This is a genomic window from Roseovarius sp. M141 (assembly GCF_024355225.1).
Lineage (GTDB): Bacteria > Pseudomonadota > Alphaproteobacteria > Rhodobacterales > Rhodobacteraceae > Roseovarius.
This window is the reverse complement of record NZ_VCNH01000004.1, coordinates 87,375-106,515: the sequence shown is the minus strand read 5'-3', so window position 1 is coordinate 106,515 and position 19,141 is coordinate 87,375. Positions and strand designations below refer to the sequence as shown.

The 19,141-nt window shown below is 59.2% G+C and carries 16 protein-coding genes; 9 read left to right on the top strand and 7 right to left on the bottom strand.

Features of this window, described 5'->3' with window-relative positions; all coding sequences use genetic code 11:
- The 4 genes from FGD77_RS03165 to FGD77_RS03150 all read right to left on the bottom strand — a co-directional run.
- Positions 1-2,466, bottom strand: a 2,466-nt coding sequence (locus tag FGD77_RS03165; protein ID WP_255006299.1) for an AMP-binding protein, incomplete at its 3' end; no start/stop codon positions are given.
- Positions 2,456-6,541: a condensation domain-containing protein gene (locus tag FGD77_RS03160; protein WP_255006297.1), complete on the bottom strand. Its 4,086-nt coding sequence runs from the start codon at positions 6,539-6,541 to the stop codon at positions 2,456-2,458. The genes FGD77_RS03165 and FGD77_RS03160, both read right to left, overlap by 11 nt.
- A complete protein-coding gene (locus FGD77_RS03155; RefSeq protein WP_255006290.1) occupies positions 6,541-9,546 on the bottom strand; it encodes a non-ribosomal peptide synthetase in 3,006 nt (1,001 codons plus the stop codon). Before FGD77_RS03155 ends, FGD77_RS03160 begins: the two co-directional genes overlap by 1 nt.
- An 8-nt stretch (positions 9,547-9,554) precedes the next feature.
- On the bottom strand, positions 9,555-10,601 hold the full coding sequence (locus tag FGD77_RS03150; protein ID WP_255006288.1) for a TauD/TfdA family dioxygenase: 1,047 nt from the start codon (positions 10,599-10,601) through the stop codon (positions 9,555-9,557).
- Between the two features lie 392 nt (positions 10,602-10,993).
- Here FGD77_RS03150 and FGD77_RS03145 point away from each other — a divergent pair, with 392 nt between their 5' ends.
- Positions 10,994-11,689 carry a hypothetical protein gene (locus FGD77_RS03145; protein WP_255006285.1) on the top strand — a complete coding sequence of 232 codons (696 nt, stop codon included), beginning with the start codon at positions 10,994-10,996 and terminating at the stop codon, positions 11,687-11,689.
- A gap of 120 nt (positions 11,690-11,809) precedes the next feature.
- Here the strand turns inward: FGD77_RS03145 and FGD77_RS22265 are convergent, their stop codons facing one another.
- From FGD77_RS22265 to FGD77_RS03135, 3 genes are all read right to left on the bottom strand, one after another.
- Positions 11,810-12,037: a hypothetical protein gene (locus FGD77_RS22265; protein WP_369682681.1), complete on the bottom strand. Its 228-nt coding sequence runs from the start codon at positions 12,035-12,037 to the stop codon at positions 11,810-11,812.
- A gap of 169 nt (positions 12,038-12,206) precedes the next feature.
- Positions 12,207-12,464, bottom strand: coding sequence for a helix-turn-helix transcriptional regulator (locus FGD77_RS03140; protein ID WP_017470289.1), 258 nt, complete (start codon positions 12,462-12,464; stop codon positions 12,207-12,209).
- A 124-nt stretch (positions 12,465-12,588) separates the two neighbouring features.
- On the bottom strand, positions 12,589-12,840 hold the full coding sequence (locus tag FGD77_RS03135; protein WP_036562850.1) for a hypothetical protein: 252 nt from the start codon (positions 12,838-12,840) through the stop codon (positions 12,589-12,591).
- A 211-nt stretch (positions 12,841-13,051) separates the two neighbouring features.
- Here FGD77_RS03135 and FGD77_RS03130 point away from each other — a divergent pair, with 211 nt between their 5' ends.
- From FGD77_RS03130 to FGD77_RS03095, 8 genes are read left to right on the top strand one after another with little or no spacing between them, the layout of a single operon-like run.
- Positions 13,052-13,420, top strand: coding sequence for a hypothetical protein (locus FGD77_RS03130; protein WP_108693745.1), 369 nt, complete (start codon positions 13,052-13,054; stop codon positions 13,418-13,420).
- A 43-nt stretch (positions 13,421-13,463) separates the two neighbouring features.
- On the top strand, positions 13,464-14,084 hold the full coding sequence (locus tag FGD77_RS03125; protein ID WP_113913437.1) for a lytic transglycosylase domain-containing protein: 621 nt from the start codon (positions 13,464-13,466) through the stop codon (positions 14,082-14,084).
- Positions 14,081-14,374 carry a TrbC/VirB2 family protein gene (locus FGD77_RS03120; RefSeq protein ID WP_105236508.1) on the top strand — a complete coding sequence of 98 codons (294 nt, stop codon included), beginning with the start codon at positions 14,081-14,083 and terminating at the stop codon, positions 14,372-14,374. The genes FGD77_RS03125 and FGD77_RS03120 overlap by 4 nt, the downstream gene beginning before the upstream one ends.
- Entirely contained in the window at positions 14,367-14,645 is a 279-nt protein-coding gene (locus FGD77_RS03115; protein ID WP_255006277.1) for a VirB3 family type IV secretion system protein, read from the top strand. The genes FGD77_RS03120 and FGD77_RS03115 overlap by 8 nt, the downstream gene beginning before the upstream one ends.
- The gene (locus FGD77_RS03110) at positions 14,635-17,010 is read left to right on the top strand and encodes a type IV secretion system DNA-binding domain-containing protein (protein ID WP_255006276.1); all 2,376 of its coding nucleotides are present in this window, start codon (positions 14,635-14,637) and stop codon (positions 17,008-17,010) included. The genes FGD77_RS03115 and FGD77_RS03110 overlap by 11 nt, the downstream gene beginning before the upstream one ends.
- Complete coding sequence (locus FGD77_RS03105; RefSeq protein WP_255006275.1) at positions 17,007-17,174, top strand: hypothetical protein; 168 nt, start codon at positions 17,007-17,009, stop codon at positions 17,172-17,174. Before FGD77_RS03110 ends, FGD77_RS03105 begins: the two co-directional genes overlap by 4 nt.
- A complete protein-coding gene (locus FGD77_RS03100) occupies positions 17,164-18,318 on the top strand; it encodes a lytic transglycosylase domain-containing protein (protein WP_255006273.1) in 1,155 nt (384 codons plus the stop codon). Before FGD77_RS03105 ends, FGD77_RS03100 begins: the two co-directional genes overlap by 11 nt.
- Positions 18,318-19,127, top strand: coding sequence for a type IV secretion system protein (locus tag FGD77_RS03095; protein WP_113913444.1), 810 nt, complete (start codon positions 18,318-18,320; stop codon positions 19,125-19,127). The genes FGD77_RS03100 and FGD77_RS03095 overlap by 1 nt, the downstream gene beginning before the upstream one ends.
- Positions 19,128-19,141 lie beyond the last annotated feature (14 nt).

Below are 19,141 nucleotides of genomic sequence, written 5' to 3'. Positions count from 1 at the left end.
GCCATAGGGGATGCTGGTCCAAGTTGGATCTACAGATATGATTGGATGGATCACCGACCATATCGAGGCTTCTGTGGCACCGCCGCCGGAATAGACTTCGGCGTTGGGAGCGAACTTGAAGATCCGTTCCGGCAAATCGGTTGGAATCCAGTCGCCGCTCATGAAGACGGTCTTCAGCGACGGGGCTTTGTGTTTATGCGCGTCCAGATAGTCGCAATATACTCCTATGATCGCGGGTACGGAGTTCCATACCGTCACTTGACGCCGTTCAACTAAATCGTGGAAATGTGCTGGATCTTTCTTGCGTATGTCGGATGCGGTCGTGACCAGGGTCCCTCCAACTGCAAGTGCGCCGAAGATGTCGAAAATCGACAGATCAAAGGCCAAATCCGAAATGCCGAGGAAAACATCATGTCTGTCCAGGCCGAAACGATCAATCATGTCACGGACCGTGTTAACTGCGCTTTGGTGGGAGATCATGACGCCTTTGGGCGAACCCGTCGTTCCAGACGTGAAGATTACATAGGCGAGATCGTTCGGAGAGCACGGGGCCGTGACTGGTTCGCTTTCGGGCAGCGCGCCGTTGATGCACACAGTGGTGATCCCGACCAGCGTCTTAATCGCAACGCGCTCGGCGCCTGTCACCAACACTCTTATCCCAGCTTCTTGCACCAGTGTTTCAAGGCGAGCGGGCGGAAGGTCGGGCGGTAATGGTACGAAAGCGGCTCCGGCACGCAAAACACCTAAGACCGCGGCGATTTGGTCAGGGCCGCGCTCGATACTGACGCCGACCAAATCTTGATACTGAACACCCGCCCGTTGGATTTTGGCCGCTATAGCGTTGGCGCGGGCGTCCAAGGCCCGATAGCTAAGCGCATGATCAAGACCGGCGACGGCAGTCGCGTCGGACTTTGAGAAATCGATCAGTGCATGGAGCAAATCGGGGCCGGGAAAGGAATCTACGGTCTCAAGATTCGACCGTTTTGAAAGGTGTTCAGCTGGAGTTTTAACGAGTTCGTACTGGCCCCAAACTGAGTCGTCGGTCAGAGTTTGCTCCATTATGGAGCGGAACTGCGAGAACATCGCCTCCACATAGCCGTTGGGAAAGGCGTCTTTGGCGTAGTCCCAGAAGATCTCAACGCCGGCGCCAGATTCTGTAACCTGACAGTCGATCGTCACCTGCGGCGTTTGTGATATCGCATACACGGGTTTCCCCAGACGCCCGCGCCCTGCCTCTCGGGAGCCGCCCAATGCACTTGTGAAAACCACAGGCATAAGGCGCATCGCGCCATCGCGTTTGCTTAACTCGCGCATGATTTCGGTAGCGCCGAATTCGCTATGGTCGAGATCCTCCCAGAGCCGGGCTTGGAGCGCCTTCGCACGTTCCTCGAAAGTGTGAGCGTCGCGCCGATTCACTTCTAGCAGCGACAGGTCCGTAAAGCAGCCAACAATGTTCTCGACATCCGGGTGCAAAGGACGCCGATTGAACCGGGTTAGGTTCAGTGTGAAGTCGTCGACGCCGCTCCAATGAGAGATGACTTCAGCAAACGTCATTAGCAGAACGCTGGACGGCGTCAGCTGCCGCTCGCCAACAATGCAGCAAAACCGATCCCAGCGACAGCGAGGCACGTCGAGTTGCAGTCGGGCGAACCGCCGTGAGTCGCCCTCAGCTCCGTGTTGCTGGGTAAGCGGCGGTGCGGGCGGGAGTGCGTCGAGGCGGGAAATCCAATAGGTTCTCGCCCGCGTCTTCAAAGCATTTAGATCCTGCGTGGACCGATTCACATAGTCTGCGAACGTGATTCTAAGCGGTGCGAGTTCTGACGCCGGGTCTTCAAGGAGCTGATCGAGTTCGTTCGAAAGTATGTCGAAGCTGCGGGCGTCCACGATTATTGTATCGAAACCTACGTGGAGCCTGTGACGCGAATCCGAAAGCCTGGTCGCCCGAACATCGAAGAGCGGCCACTGCATGCAATCCATGACCTGATGAGACATAGACTGGCGGGTCTCATCTAGATGGCGCTCACGATCCTCAGTGGAATCACAGCTCGCATCGTAGACCTTGATCGCATAGTGTGGAGCAGGATTGAGGAACTTTTGCCGGCCTTCGGCCGTGATGACGGTCCGCAACGCTTGGTGCCGTTCGATCAACCTATTCCAGGTCGCCTCGACCTGATCCATCTCCAAGTCTTCGACATCGAACTCGGCATAGCCGAAGGCTGCGACAGACCCCATGCTGAATTCGGATGAACGTCCGATCCAGTAGGCCTGTTGAACGGGGGTGAGCGGAACCTCGTTAGGCGCATCGGCGGCGGGAATCAATGGCGACTGTGTGGCTTCGATGGCAGCGGTGTTCCCTTTCCGGCGCTTTTCAAGAAGAGCGCGCTGTTTTGGCGAGAGTTGTCGAAGCCTTGTATTCAGCTTGGCTTCCTTGGATCTCTCGTTGTTTCCGGATGTTTCATTTGGCATCAATTTTCTCACTCAAATTGCCAGGCCACTGATCTAAGAGATCGAGCAAAATAGCCGTCGAATCCACGTCGGTCTTAGTAAGCGGGCCATGGCCGGTGGCTTCCAGGGCATCTATGAGTAGGGTGCGAAGAGCAGGCTGCGCCAACAGCCCTAGGATGATTTCTCGATCGTGGCCTCCATAAAGGACGCCGCTCAGGTCGGCGCAGATTTTTTGCGCCAATCTCGATGCCCGTGAAACAGGCGAAGTCAGTTGTCCGCTGGGGCGCGGACGCGCTGGAAAAGTGGCGAGGTTGAGGCCATAGCTTGGAAGGGGCGAGGCGTCATGGATTACACAGATCAAATCCGGTTCGACGCCTGGCGGATCGCCGTCCGCCAGTGCGACTCGCAGGGCGATTACGGTCTGAAGCCGCTCCACCTTAGACGCTGGCGACGATGTCCAGTCTGTCGAGCGAACCTCCACAGGCTGAGAGCGCCTAGAAAACGGGACGGTTTTGGCGGGAGACTTTGAGAAGGCGACGTCGAAGGTGTCCGGAGTCTGAGAGAAACGCGCTTGCACAAAATGGAAACCGCGGGCTTGCATCACATCACGAAGACGGTCGAAGTCGAGCAAATGGTCCGGCTGTGCAGCCGCCTTTTTCAGAATGTCGATTGTCGCGCCAGGCAGAATCTCATCTGTCGCCCGCTCGCATGCGCGCGCGTCCAGAACGCGGCGATCCGCAAACGCCTCGATCACAATGTCCTGAAGATTGCCGGAGGGAATGAGCTCATCGAGCTGTTCCTCTCCCAGGTGGAGCTGCCACGAAACCCGGTTCTGAGCCGCCTGGCGGTCCGCGCTGGTCCGTTTGTAGACGACCCCATCGAAGAGCAAAGTCGCTGCGGCGGTGTCTTCCAGACAGACGCGGGGCTGAACCAAGACAGCGTCAACGCCCGGCAGGGACAAGCAAAAATCCTCAAACCCTTGTGGGCTGACCGACAATTCAACACCGAGCCGGCGCGCGTTCTCTACAAAATGATGCGCGTGACTAGCCGGTGTGTCCGGCGCCGCGCAGGCTAGAAAAGACGACGCCGCTGAGGCAGAAATAAGATCATCATTGCGCAGACCGCACAGGATCAATCTTCCGTCCGCTCGTCCGAGGCCCAGTAGCCGGTCGATGAAGGTCATAAGATGTTCGCACCCGGGGAGGCAGGCGACCACCGTGTCGACAATAACTGCGCCGAAGTGTTCGGCGGGCAGGGCGCCAATCGCTTCGATCTGGTCTAAAGAGAAAACAGTCGTCTGCTTTGCAAAGCTAGTGACTCTGATTGCGAGCGGGGCGTCTGTCGCTGCGCAAACGACCAAGATGCACTCGTCCTCGTGAATCTGCGAGATGACCCAGTCTAGAACTTCGGGATTGGTTTCGGCAAAATCCGTCCAATCTGATGCTATCGCGCTCCTCCATAGCGACTGCAGCGCCATTTGCGCTTTAGCCGGGGACGCCTCGGTCAGTTCGACATATGAAATGGATGACCAGATACAGTCCTCTCCCAGCGAGAACTCGGTGCGGGCAGACTCGACGTAAGGTTCAATGCGCAACGCCTCATTTATCTGCTCCGCTGCCACGGGACCCGACGCATGATGGACAAGTTCCGGCGTGTCCATGCGGCACTCTGCTCGCCCCTCCAGGTCGGCCCGCGCGCGCAAGCCGCTCGTCGCCATAAAGCCAGCGGGTCCCGTAGCAAACGGGTTTGATCTCAACTGATAAGAGGGTGGCTTCGGCAAGCCCAACTTCGAAGCCTCGACGGCGCAGGCCAGCGACGGGCCAGCGACAAAAAGATCGCCGACAGCTCCCGGCAACGAAGGTGCGCCCGCGCCGTCGAGAATTAAAAGCTGGTGTCCCGGCGCTGGGGACCCAATCCGGTCCCAACGCGAATCGTAGAAAACGTCCGTATCCAGTTCGTGCCAGGCGCAGGGACCGGCTGCGACGGGCGGCCAGAAGGCCCTCCAAAGTGCGACGCCGGGAAGGGTGGCGCGCCACGTCCGCGCCAGACGCTCTGTGATCGGACCTGCCGAGACGAAAACCGCACGAAGCTGATGCGTCAGGCCGGGGTTGACTTCGAATTCGTTCAACAAGAGACGTAGAAATTCCGGACCTGAATGGATCACGTTTGCACCGTCCTTGAAAACCCAATCTCTTATGGTGCTGGCATTGACTGCATCGTGAGGCGACTGGGTTACCCGGGCGCCAATGGACAGTCTCGTCATGGCGACGCAGAGCGATTCCATGTCATGACCCTGACCGAGTTGGAGAACGTGATCCTTTGGCCCAAGACCAAAGTGATCGATAAGCGCCGCGCAGCCGGCGGTTACCGCGTCGGCGGTGAAACGGGCCGTTGTTTCGGGCGCGCCGAACCGCTCGGCTGGCACGGAAACGGCGACCGCATCACCGTCTAGTAGCCCGCGCCAAAGGCGGAGCCATGGCTGATCTGGTGACGCCGCCGTGGGCGCAAGCGCCGCCTTGATCAACGGGAACGACCATATTTCGCCATCAGCGTCGCGCCAAACTCTCTCATCGGGATCCCCATTAGCCGGCCGGGGGCATGACGGTGACAACGGTGCGCTGTCGAACTCTGCGCTTCCCAATACACTGAATTTCGTCCGGTCTTCGGATGAAACAGGCGGTAAGTCAGACAAACGCGTGTCTGGTTCGTCAGCGACGGTCGACAAAATCGCTACAAATTGATCGATCAAGGCCTGCGCCGCCGCGTCGCCGAACAGATCGGTCTTGTACTCCCACCAGCCTTCAAGTCCGGCTGTCTTTTTGAGGTCGGGCAGGCGCTGCCACATTACTAGACCCATGTCGTAATCGGCGGTGCGCGTGTTACGGTCTGGGACGCTGAGCGCGACGTCGCCAAAGTCGGTTTCAGGCCGCTCGGCCGATTGAAAAACGAAGTCGACGCTGTAGAGCGGGTCGTCAAACCCTCGCTTTCGAGCCGGAGCAGCAAGGCGCGAGACGCGGCCAATCGGCAAGGCCTGGTGTTCGTAACTGCGCAGCGTGACCCTCCGGATCCGGCGGAGGTGGTCGCGAAACGTGTCAGCGCCGCTTGCGCGACTACGGATTACGACTGTATTAACGAAATAGCCGATCAGGCCTTCGATACCTTTCGTGGTCCGGTTGGAAATCAATCCGCCGACAGTCAGGTCAGATTCGCCGGATCGGCCGTGAATCAAGGCTGTGAGGGCAGCCATTAGTACCATGAAGAGGGTCGCGTCTTCTTGCTTGCCGAACTCTTGTAGGGACAGCGTCAATGTGTCCGAGACGCTAAAAGATATAGTCTTTCCCTTGTCGCTGGGTCCGGACGGCGGCGTCACTTTGGTTGGACGCACATGCACGGTTTCGGCGTCTGCGAGTTCGTTGCGCCAGTAGGCCTGAAGCTTTTCGAGCCGTTCGCCGCGCAGAACACGGTGCTGCCAGGCCGACCAGTCCGCATATTGAACCGGGAGGGTGGTGAGCGACAAGCTCGCGCCAGCTTGCAAGTCCTTGTAGTGCGCCGCCAGCTCATACACCAACATGCCTGTCGACCAGCCGTCCCACAGGATGTGGTGCGCGGTGACGAGCAATACATGATCATCAGCGGCAATGCGCGCCAAGCTCGCCTTTATCAAGGGCACCTGTGTAAGCTCAAAGCAGTGTCGAGCGTCGGCGAGGCCGAACAGTTCATAACTCGCCCAAGGATCATTCTCATTAGAGAAATCGATCAAGGTCATTGGGGCCGCGAGCGTCTCGTTGGAATATTGGTAAAGCTCAGCGCCAATGAAGCGGAAGGAAGACCTAAGCAACTCATGTCGGTCGATGATCGCTTGAAAGGCCTGGCCAAGGCACTCGACATCGATGGGACCGCGCAGGCGGGCAGTAAGCGGAACATTGTGAAGGAAAGATCTGGGCGACGTCGCTCGATCCCAGAACCACATCCTCTCCTGCGCTAGGGAGGCCCTCAACGGAGCACCGCGATCCACGGCGACGACACCGCCATCGTAGCCGTACCCACGCTCGCGCAGGAGAGATTCGATTAGGTTCCGGCGAGCGTGTGCGTCCATCAATCCTGCCGTTTCACGAGCGCTTGTTCGATTTCGTCATCGGTCATGGCGTAGACTTCTTCCACGATTTTCAGTCGCTCCGGAATGCGGGCTTGAGCTAGTTCCGCTAACGCCGCCACGGTCGGGCTGCGGAAAAAGGTCTCAATTTCCAGATCAAGGCCAAGCTCTTCTCGAAGCCTGGCGATGGCGAGTGTTGCAAGAAGAGAATGCCCGCCGATATCGAAGAAGGACGCATGGGCATCGTCGACGGGGGAACTGAGAACATCCGCGAAGATTTCAGAGATGACCGTTTCGGCAAAACCGGCCGGCGCACGTCTTGGACGCCGCCTCTCAATCGACAGAGCTAACAGCGCTTTGCGATCGACTTTGCCGCTTGCGAGCATGGGTAACTGCTCGACGTCATGAAGATTTGAGGGTACGGAGTGCTTTGGGAGAATCTGCGCAAGCGCCGCCAGAACCGCGGGGCAGTCCAGTGCTGCATCGCCCTCGACGAAAGCTTCCAGTCGCTGGTTGACGCCAGATCCAACCACCAAAGTTGCGGCTCGATGAACCGAGGACTGAGACATCAGAGCAGCGTTCACCTCGCTTAGTTCGACACGATGCCCAAGGATCTTGACCTGATCATCGACCCGACCAGCAAAGATCGCTTTCCCGTCCTCGCGCAGTCGAATGAGATCGCCTGACAGGAATACACGTCTCCCAGGTTCCTGCGCGCGCGGATCTGGCCGAAAACGTTCTGCGGTTTCCGCCGGGGCGTTTAGGTATCCTCGCGCCACGGTGTCGCCACCGATCCAGAGTTCGCTTTTGATTTGTCCAAGCGGTAGGGGCACCGTGTCGTCTGGTAATACGCTCGCGCTGGAGAGGGCTTGACCAAGACCCGCAGCATCGCCGGAGAGGCTATCCGCATCGAGAACTTGCGCGAGGGCTCCCACGGTGGTTTCCGAAGGCCCATAATGGTTGATGACTGAAAGACTGGGGGCGAGCGACCAAACCGTGCGAACCAGACCTGCCGGTAATTCTTCTCCCCCCAATATCAATCCTTTGGCCGGCAGAGCGGAGACGTGTTCCGATTGGAGGATCATCGACAGATGGGAGGGGGTGATCTTCAGGTAATCGACAGCCAGCTTAGTATTGGCCGCAGCGAATTTCTCCGCGCTCAATCGCGCTTCTGGCGGTAACACCACCACTGTACCGCCGGTCCAGAGCGCGACCAGCCATGACGTCATGCCCAGATCGACCGAGGGCGCGGCTGGCGACGCGTGCCGATCCGCATTTAGCGGTTTCAGTAGCTCCGCCATGGCCCGCGCATAATGCGCCAGATTGCCGTGCTCCGTCGCCACGCCCTTAGGTCGTCCTGTCGTCCCGGATGTGAAGGTGACGAAGGCGAGGCCTGAGAGAGTGGACCGGAGTGGAGGGTCGATCATAGCGGATGACCCTGGCGGCGGCGGAAACGACAGCATTTTCACGCTGTCGGGAGCGGCATATCCTGGCGTTAGCCTTACGGCGAACCGAACCCTTGAAATCTCTATCTCGGCATCCGCACGCTTCTGAGGGACCGTCGGATCAATGGCGAGGCACACACCACCCGCAATCCATATGCCCAGTACCGCCGTATACCAATCTACGGTCTGGTCCGAGTAAATTGCCACGACATCTTCGGCGGCGAGGCCAACATCGGCTAAATAGCCTGCGAAGGTCAATGCTCGGTCTAGAAGTTCTTGATAAGACACTTCCTTGTCCTGAGAAAGGATGGCAGGTTGATTGCCAAGCTCCTGGGCATGAAGCCTGACTCTTTCGACTATGCTCGCGGGCGGCGTAGTCTCCCGCCGCCTGCCGTTCAGGCCAGAAAGGAGCTGCATGTCGTCTTCGCTAGTTGAGGCTGGCAATCGGGACAGCGGCGCCATCGGTGCCGCAAGCGCCGCGTCGAGAACAGCCAGAAACCGTTCGATCAGCTTTTCCGGCTGGGCCAGGTAATAGCTGTCACCAGTTTCGGGTTGTTGAATTTCGAGGTGCAGGTCGTCCCCCTCGGGTCTAACCCATAGCGTTGTGTCGGATGGCGCTGGCGGCATTCGAACGCTTTCGACTTTTACGCGATAGGCGCCGTCCGTCCGCTCTTCTGGCAAGGCCTGCATTCGAAAGCCAGCGCTCGGCGAACCCCGACTTGAATCAAATTCAAAGAGATGCTGTTCAGCGCTACTGTTTTCAACCATTTGAAGTCGCGCGGCCTCAATGATCGAAGTATCCGACCAAGCAGTGGTTTTGACTGGGGCGAAAATCTCAACCGGACCGGCCAAATCGTCCAACTCAGGATAAATACGGCCGTCAAAGCAAAACTGAACTATCGCGGGGTTAATCGGCGTGCTTGCCAGCGTGCGGGCCCAACACACCAGCATAAGCGCCGCAGGGTCGACCCCATGATGGTCGCAAATATCATAAACAGCCTTGGTCCGCTGTTTCCCGATTGCCAGACTCGCGGGCTCTGCGCAGTCTATACAGGTCAATGCGTCAAGCGGGCCCGCGCCTGCTCGGGTTCTTTCCTGCCAAAAGGCGTCCGCTCTATCCTGAAGGTCCTCTAGTTGCTGATTGAACCACTCACTGGCGTCAGCATATTGAAGGATGGGCTCGGCAACGCTGGATCCAGCGCATAACGCGAGAAAATCGCGTGACAGGATATCGACGGCGGCGAGATCAAGAGCGAGTGCGGACAGGGTTGCGGTCAGCCTCCAACCTTCTTTGCTCTGCGTGATCTGAAGGCTAATTTGGGAGAAGCTATCACTTTCTGGTTGGATGACCTGAACCGGGAAGCGGGAGGTTTCCGGGCACTTGAATTGCGTGCGAAGGACCTCGTGTCGATCAATAAGCAGTCCGAATTTCTCGCGCAAACCAGCCTGGTCGATTGGACCCGACAGTGTCATGGTGAAGCAGATTTGCTCCCGGTCAGAGCCGGAACGCACCATATGCCGCTGCTGAGGAGATAGCCTGAAGCCTTGCTCTTTTATAGCCATACCGCTCCTCAACTCGCCATCGCCACCAGCACCCTGCGTTCGCCCTCGAATGGCCGGCGCCCATGGGCGAGGCGCTGATTATCCAGCATCAGAACGTCTCCACGGCGCCATTTCACATCATAAGCGCAAGTCTCATAGGTTTTATTGATGTATTCAACCATGTCAGGCGCGATTGCGCTTCCGTCGCCGAAATACGCGGCGCGGGGCAATTCCGATTCCTTGAAACCGCTCTGGATCGCAGCCTGGACTGAGAGGGGAAGCGCCGAGGTGTGAAAAAGGTTCGCCTGATTAAACCAAACCCGTTGCTCGCTCCGCTCTAAGACGAGCGTTGCGGGGCGGACCAGTGTTGTTACGAGCGTGTCCTTACCAAGCCATTCAAAAGACGCGCCCTGACGTATGCATTCCGCCTCCACCACGGCCGGGTCGGTCGTTCTAAAGCTGTCCTGCCAGCTGAGATCTAGGAGTCCATCATATCGACGGACATACAGAACGCCCTTCTCCTCAAATGAGGCTCGGATTTCCTCCGGAAGGCTTCGATAGACCCGGCGGCTGTCGGCGATCGGTGTTGCGCCACCTATGTTAGAGGGCATGTCGCAATAAAACCAGATCCGGGTCGGCCATCGCGCTGCGTAGGACATCTCGTTATGCAAAGGGATTTCCTGATCGCACGGGTATTCGGTCGAGGTGTACACCTGCGCTTCAACGAGGCTTCTTGGCGTGGATCCAAAAGAATAATCCAACAATTCGTCTGAGATGCTTTGCACAACTGTTTTAAATCGCGCTTGCGTCATGTCGAAACCTCGAAACAAGACGCCGCCGTGGGCTTGGACCATCTGATCGAAGGCGCGACGGGCACTGGTAATCCAATCCTCGAGGCTGAGGCCGTCTGTTTTGGCCAAGACATGCGGAATGAGCCGCCCGTCACCAGCCGGCAGGGTTTGAGTGAGCCCCTCGTTGAGGTCTAGGGCGCGCCGTTTGCCTGAAATTTTCAATTCAGCCGGCCTTTCTTCATCGGCATGATCGTCAATAGTCCTTTTAAACCGTTTTTCTTTCACGATTGAAAGTTGAATGTAGCGTCAGGCGCGTTTATCCAATTCGTCCTCCTGTCGGTGTCTATTGTTCACGCAGAGATGGCTAAAGAAACGCGCGATAATTGGCCTTGGTGGACAGTGCGGTTCTTTAGTTCTTCACCGTCATACATTCTAAATTCATGCTTAGGTTAGAACACCTTCCCACACCGCAGATCAAGACGACAAGGGGTCGTTCCGGTTGTCTACCGCAGTCGGTCCAAACGCCCGCTTGGTGAAGCCGATGATGGTAATTCTCGGGATTTTGTTTGTTGAGGGCGCACAAAATAACATAAACTTCATTATACGACTTTATACTTAGCGTTGCGATAGTATATTATTGTATGTATGCTGAACTCCTATCACGGAGGCTCCACAGCATGCGCCATTTACTCATGAAGCTCCTCCCCTCGGTTGCAGTCGCTTTGACCGCGACAGGTTCTTCGCTGCCAATACCCGCCCGCGCGCAGACATACCCGATCGATTGCGCGATCCTCCTGTGCCTGTCTGGCGGCTGGCCTGCTTCCGTCCCTTGCGCCCGAGCCCGCGCCGAATTTATTCGGCGGATTACACCTTGGCCGGTCGAACCACCGCTGCAAATCTGGCGCTGTCCCATGGGCGCCTCCTACGAGAACGATCGGTTACAAAACAACGCTGGCCGCATCTTTGAAGCCTTGTACCGAACCGACAGCCGTCGACCGCTTCAATCCTTGCCAGTAGATAATCTCGTTCCCACCGACCTCGCCCTGCGGCTCGTTCAGGACCGCGCGGACATCGATATCAGCGGGCCAGAGTTCAATTTCGTGCGGTCCATCCGCGTCTTCGATGTACGGTATGCACGACAGCACGAGTCCGGGCGCGATGGGGATTGTAACCGAAGCGCGACCGTGGTCCTCGGCACCTACGGGACCCAAGGCGATTTCTCATGGCAGCGATCTTCGATAACTGCCCTGCCCGAGGCCCATGTGGGACTTGAACGTTGGGGCGAGCATTGCCCTGGCATTTATCACCGATCCGTCTTCGTCGATTGGCGTGATTATGAGGGCAACTACGGGTTCGAGCAGGTGAACTACTGACCTGCCGCCACGTAGATTTGTCTCGGAAGACGGATTCTTTGGCGTGTACGACCGCACCGCATACGCGTCGCGGTCCACATGCTGTTTGGCGTTTCGGCAAACACCGCGGGTTCGCTCTGTTCACTCGTCGTCGCTTCTTGCGATCCTCGTCAGCGTATCGAAGTCGATTTCTTGCTTCTGTTCGTCACTTATATCCGGCCGGGTTTCCGATACCGGCTGGGGCCCTTGGACGTCCCACATCACCGCATGTGAGCCTGTACTCCAGCGATAAACCCAACCAACAACACTGCACCCATCGGTCCCGATCAGATTGGCGATCGCGACGCCCTCACCCCTATCATCGTTCACTGTTTACTGACTTCCTGCACTGTGGCGCTGCGAATTGCGGCGTGGGATTGCAGAGCGTTCACTACGACCGCGCGCCGGGCTTCTTTGATGTTGGCTACCTGGTCCTCGATGAGGAAATGATCATCAGACCGGGAAAGTGGGTTCCCGTGTTCTCAACAATTCATTGGCTTCAAATCCTGTGGTCGGGCTCCGTGGCGGCTTCAACGATCGCCAGAACCTCGAACGGGTCAAAGCCGATGGCGCGCGCCAAGACGACCAGCTCGACAACGTCGACCCGGCGCTGGCCGCTCTCAAGGCGGGCAATAAGGGACTGGTGGCATCTGAGCCTGTCTGCCAGGTCTTTCTGACCAAGGCCCGCTTTGACACGGGCGTCGACCAACGCCTGACAGAGTGCCACTTGTCCCTTGCTTCTGATTGTCTTTGCCACGCGTCACATACCTTTTGTGACGTCGCTAGCGGATGAAATCTGTTATCTAAAAAGTAGATATATGAGGGTGTTATCGGCGTCTGGTTTCCATGGGCTGCAAGTCTGATGCTCCCGAGGTTGCCCATCAATCCCCTACCAATTGTAGAAATCGGCCGTAGTCCTCACTGACCTCCCTCGCTTCCTCGAACGCGCGGGCGCGTTCGCCGTCGAGGCACCGGAAGTAGCTCTGGATATCCTGAATGTAATCTTCGAAGTCCCCGCGGATGATGTCCGCATAGTCCCGCGCCGCCTGCGAATCGCTGGGCAGGAAAGGACGGGCAGGGGCAAAGCAGGATTCCGCCAAAACCGGCCCCGGAACACAGATCAGAAGGACCATAGCTTGCAATGGGCGCAGGCCTGTCAACCTTGGGTTTCTCAAACCTGTTATCTCCTTGATCGCGGACACTAACCGTGACTAGTGTTTGCGTAACCAAAACTACAGCTACAGCACGATATTACATCTTGCGGTTGATAGTATACTATCGTAACTCTGGGCTTCAAGTGGGAATGCCCAGGGTTGCGCCATTGGAGAAAGCGTGAGCCGGGCCATGAACTGGGACATCGAAGCACCAAATGTGGTTACGGAAGCCAGGTTCCGCGAGCTCGTGGAAAGCGGCCATAGCGCAGAAATTTTGTGCCAGGAGTCGGCACATAAGAAAGGCCCCAGCTATTACGGGGCCTGGATCATGCGCGTTGTCTCTGATGACGGGGTGGAAAAGCTCCTCGTCACCGCCCGCACGCGGACGACCTACAACGATATCAAGATCCGCGAGTTCAAGACGATCTCCGGCGTGGTGTCTTTCTTCATTGGCCTTGGTTTTACGCATGTCGACCTGCCGCTTGAGGCGGGTACAAGCCGTACGCACAAACTCACCCGGCCAGACAAAGCCCCCTCAGACAAGGGCGCTGGCAACTAACCTCGTCTGTCTCTGGCTGGTTGCCGCGCCAGCCTCAGCGCAAATGGTCCTGGTCATGGAGAGCGACGGTTCTCTGACCCCGTCGCGGTCTCAGAGCGGTTTTGCCCGGAACTACAATGACGGCGTTGGTCAGGGATCGGCGTCCGATGGTTTGGCCATTCTTGGTGAGACGGAAGCAGCGCCCAACCCTGACGCGCTGAGGTTTGCGGCACTCGCCCAGCCAGCACTCCTGCCCCGCGCAGACCTTCTCTCGGACATCGAGGCAACAGCCCTGCGTTATGCCGGCCATCCCGGTTTGCGCCGCGCGGGACTGTCCGTCACGGATTGGCTAGCTCTCTACCGGGCCAATATCGAAGTGGAGAGCGCCTACAGGCAGGATGCCATCTCGAGCGCGGGCGCCATTGGTCTGGGCCAATTGATGCCCATCACTGCCCTTGATCTCGGCGTTGACCCGCGTGACCCCCAACAGAACCTGGAGGGCTCTGCCCGCTACCTCGCGATGATGCTGGAGCGCTTCGGCGATCCGCATCTGGCGCTGGCGGCCTACAACGCGGGGCCGGACGCCGTGCGCCAACACGGTGGCATTCCCCCTTACCGAGAAACCCAGAACCACGTGGCCCGCGTCATGGCCGTCGTGGCCCGATTGGAAGGATCAAATTCATGAAACAGATTTCAAACCTCTTTGTCGCCTCGCTGGCGCTATTCCTGCTGATTGCCGAGCCCGCCCTTGCACAGAGCATCGATCTCTCCCCGATCCAAAGCTTGTTGCAGGGCATTGTCGATGCGCTCACCGGACCCCTTGGTGTGGTCATCGCAACGCTCGCGGTCCTTGGCATTTTCTTGAGCTGGTTCTTCAACATCATCGATCTGCGCCAGGCACTCTGGGTCCTCGTAGGCATCGCTGGTGTCGCCGCCGCCCCCACGATCGTTGCCGCGGTCTTTGCCGGTGGCTGAACGCTCGCCTCTCTTTCTCGGCCTCGTGCGCCCGCCGAAGCTTCTGGGCCTGCCCATCATGTATGCGATGGTCTGGCTCTTCGGTTCGGTGCTCTTGTTCGTCTGGGTCCAGCACATCGCGGTGCTGGGTGTCGCTGCCCTGCTCTACCCGGTGCTTTGGAAGGCTGCCGATTGGGACCCGCGTTTCATCGACGTGATGGTGACGGCGCTGCAGGAGACGCCACCCACGCGCAACAGGTCCATCCATGGCGGGGACAGCTATGCCCCGTGATGACACCCGTGATGCTGCGCTCGATGCCCGCACAATGACGCCAGACTGGTATGCGCGCGAGACCCGCCTCGCGCATATGCTGCCCTATGTGAGCCTCGTTGACGACCAGACCGTGCGGACACGGGTGAACGAACTCTTCCGCTGCATCCGGCTCGAGGGGATCAACAGCTACACGACGGACGATGCCTATCTCGACAAACTGACGGCACTTTTTGCCCGCATCGTCGCGCAGCTCGGGCCGGAATTCAGCTATTACGTCCACAAGGTCTCCAAGGCCATCAAACCTGATCTCGACCCGATCCGTGAGGACAGCTTCGCAGGCGAGGTTGACCGGCGCTGGCGCGCGAAACTCGAGACCAGCGGACTGCGCGACAAGACGCTGACGCTCACCGTCATTCACCGCCCACCCCCGAAAAGCCTCCTGCCGTTCCTCAGCCGCAGCGCGCCGGACCGGCTGAGAGAGGAGACCCGCAAACGCCTGCAGCGCCTGGGCGAGGCCGTGAACGTCTTCCTGTCCGGCCTCGCAGAGCTCAAACCGCGCCTGCTGTCGGCTGCATCGGGGGAATTGGTGGGGTTTCTGGGCGCGCTGAACACGGGCACCGAGCTGCCGCTCTACCCTGCAAACACCTACGGCTTTTTGTCCGTCAACGTCGCCAATACCCGCGTGACGTTTCATGGCGATCATTTCGAGCTCTCGGAAGGCGTCGTGGGGCATCGCTACGGCAAGAGTTTCACCATTGGGGAATACTCGGAAGGCACCTCCTGCACCATGTTCGACATGCTGAACCTGCCGGTCGACATGATCGTGACGCACTCCTTCACGCCGATCAATTCGAACCTCATGGCGGGCCGCATCAAGCGGCAAAAGCGCCAGATGCAGGCCAGCCAGGACGCCGCCCTCTCGCTTCTGGAAGCCCTCGACATCGCCGCCGATAATCTCGAGGCCAAGCGCCAAAGCTTCGGCGAGCATCACATGGTCGTGACGCTCTTCTGCGAGACGCTCGAAGAACTGCAAACCCTCAGCGCTGAAATCGTGAACGCCGCCGCGACCGAAGGCGTGAAGATGATCGGCGAGCGGGTCGCCGCAAAGGCCCATTACCTCAGCCAGCATCCCGGCAACCAGCCCAAGCGCGTGCGTGCCAGCGCCGTCACCAATCGCAACTTCGCGGATTTCGCGGCCTTCCACCGGACACAGCTCGGCAAACCTGCAGCACTTACCCCCTGGGGCCGGGTCGTCACCTATCTGCCCACGCCGGAGCAAAGCGCCTACCGGTTTTCCTATCACGAGCAGGGCGCGCCCGACAAAGAACCCACCAGCGGGCATACCCTGATCATGGGGCGGCCCGGGTCGGGCAAATCGGTGCTGTCGGCCTTCCTGATGACCCAAGCCCGTCGAGCAGGGGCGCGGATCTTCGTCTTCGATTACCGTCTTGGCATGGAGATGGCGGTGCGCGCCAATGGCGGGCGCTACGCCTCCCTGAACGCCGGCCAGCCCACGGGTCTCAACCCGCTCTGGACAGAGACCGATGCGCGCGGCACCGCCTGGCTCTCAGACTGGCTTGCCACGCTTCTTTACCGCGCTGACAAGCCGCTCACACCAGCACAGACCAATCGCATCCAGGAAGTGGTGCGCCAGAACGCGCAGGCCTCCAATCCGGCCCTGCGGAACTGGCGGGATTTCGCATCGCTTTTTGTGTCCACCGATGATGGCGGCGATCTGCACCAGCGCCTGCTCGAGTGGACCGAAGACGGCCGCTACGGCTGGATCTTCGGGCAGAGCCTCGAGGACACGTTCTCGCTCAAGGGCGATGTCGTGGGCTTCGATCTGACCGGCATTCTCGACAGCGAGGCCGACAAGGAACGGATGGCCGTCCTCTCCTATCTTTTCCGCCGGGTCGAGCGCGAGATCGAGGACCGCCGCCCCACCATCATCGTGATCGACGAGGCCTGGAAGGCGCTCGACAACGCGTATTTCGCCGAGCGGCTGTCGAACTGGCTGGTGACAGCGCGCAAACAGAACACGGTCGCGGTGATGATGACGCAATACGCAAGCCAGCTCGAGCGCACCCGGACCGGCAAGACCATCGTCGAAGCCGTTCCGACGCAGATCCTGCTGCCCAATATTCGCGCCAATGCCTCGGACTACGCCATGCTGAACCTCACGGAGAAGGAGCTCGACGTCCTTCTCAACACGGGCAGCAACAGCCGCCTCGCACTGATCCGCGACGATCAGGGCTCAATCGTCGTCGATGCCGATCTGAGCGCGCTTGGACCCAATCTCACCATCCTTGGCGGCATGGAAAAGGGCGAAGCGCTTGTCGGCTCCGATTACCGCGACCGCCCAGATTTTTGGAGGCTATCATGATCCGTATTCTTGTCGCTTTGGCTGCGCTCGGCGCACTGGCCTCCTGCACCCAGTACCGGGAGCCGCAGGCGAATTGCTTCACATTCCTTGCGTCCACGGCACCCGTCACGCCTGATTGTGACTTCACGCCCCTTGGCACCCCGGAGGGCGACGTTGAAGTCTAGCCTGCCTCATATACTCGCGTTTTGCCTGCTGCCCGGTCTCGGCTTCGCCCAAGGCGTGCCGACCAATGACAGTGGGCTGACCGCGCGTGACATCGTCGAGACTGGCGATCGCGAGGCTGACTTGGCCGTTCAGGCGGACAAGCTTGCCGTGCGCGAACTCATTGCCGAGATCGAACGGGAGCAGCTGGAAACCCTGCAACGCATCCTTGATGCCCAGACCAGCTTCGGCGGTCAGGGCTTGCCAGCTATGGTCACGGGGCTGGAAAGCGGCAGCGGGGATCCGGCCCGGTCAGTCGAGGCGGTCTATGGCACGGGCGAGATCGATCCCAATCCCGGCGGTGCGCAGATGTTCGGGGATACGTCTGAGACCATCGAGCAGCTCATCATCCGCGTGGCTCAGGAGACCAGCGGCTTTGCGGGAGTTGGCCGCGCAGGGCTCTCACCCGTCCAGTGGCGCGCGTTGCTGCAAGCGCTCATCTGGCAGGAAAGCCGGTTCACCATTGGGGCACGGTCTCCCGTCGGCGCCTATGGTCTCACCCAAATCATGCCTGGGACGGCCAGCGATCTGGGCATCAACCCGGAATACTATGACAGCCCCTATCTGCAGGTGCATGGCGGCGCGCGCTATCTCGCGACCCAGCTCAACACATTCGATGGCAACATCATCAACGCCCTCGCGGCCTATAACGCCGGACCCGGCCGGGTCTTCGAGTATGGCGGCGTGCCACCCTTCCGCGAGACCCAGCACTACGTGTCGGTCATCCCTGAACGCTATAACCTCTATTTGACCCGTATCGGCGGGATCGATGCGCTTGGCACGATCGACCCCGCGCTTCTGGCCAATGCCAACCTCTCAATCACCGGGCACGGCGCGGCCTTCTATGGCAACAACTCGCCCGCCGCGATCAGGCAAGCCGCCCTGCGTATTGCGGATATCGTCGAACGGATTTCCGAGACTGAAGACGTGCAGGAAAGCATCGCACTCAACACCTATGCCCGCGCCGAACTCGTGCGCCTCGTCGCTGCCCGCATCCGGCTTCAGGCCGCCCGCACCCGCGTGCTCTCCGCCGAAGAGCTGGCCCAGGCCAGCGCTCGCATGGCCGAAGGCGCGTTCATGGATTTTACGATCAGGGAGATTGAATGATGGGACATCTGCTCTTGAGGACAGCTTTGGCCACGACACTTGGGATCGGTCTGCATCTTGGCGCCCTATCCCCTGCCCTCGCGCAAGGCGTGCCCGTCGTCGACACCCAGAACATCGCGCAAAACATCCAGCAGCTCCGGCAGATGATCGAGGACGAGATCCTGCAAAACGAGCAGCTGACGCAGCTCCGCGAACAGCTTGCCACGCTCACGGACCAACTCGCGGAGCTGCAAAGAACCTACGAGGCCCTCACCCGCCTCGCCGAGCTGCCAGAAATCATTCGCACCGAGATGGAAGACGAACTCAATGGCCTGCTCGACCAGGAGTTCGGGGACATCCTCGCCACGATTGAGGCGATCAAGACTGGGGATTTCTCCGGCCTGTCCGGTTCTGGCGCAGGCGAGATCGAAACCCAGATGGACCGGGTGCTGGCCGACCTCGGCTTTGACGAGGACACCCTCTCGGAAATGGCCACGAGCGGCAATCCCGGGGCCAACCGCGTGGCGACGCAGGCCACCACCGGTGCCCTTGTCTCGGCGGCGGCCCAGAACAGCTATGAGGATGCCGGCCAGTCGCTCGAGCGGGTAGACCGCCTTGTTGGGCTCATCGACGATATGGACGAACTCAAGGAAAGCATCGATCTCAACACGCGCGTGACCGCGGAGCTCGCCATTGCGTTGGTCGCCATGTGGCAGCTCGAAGCTGTGCAAACCGTGGGCGATGGCACGGGCGGCGTGATCGATGCCGCGACCATCGCCGAAGAGCAGCGCTTCATGGATTTCACCTTGCCGGACCTGCGGGCCGAGTGATCGCGGGGGCATGA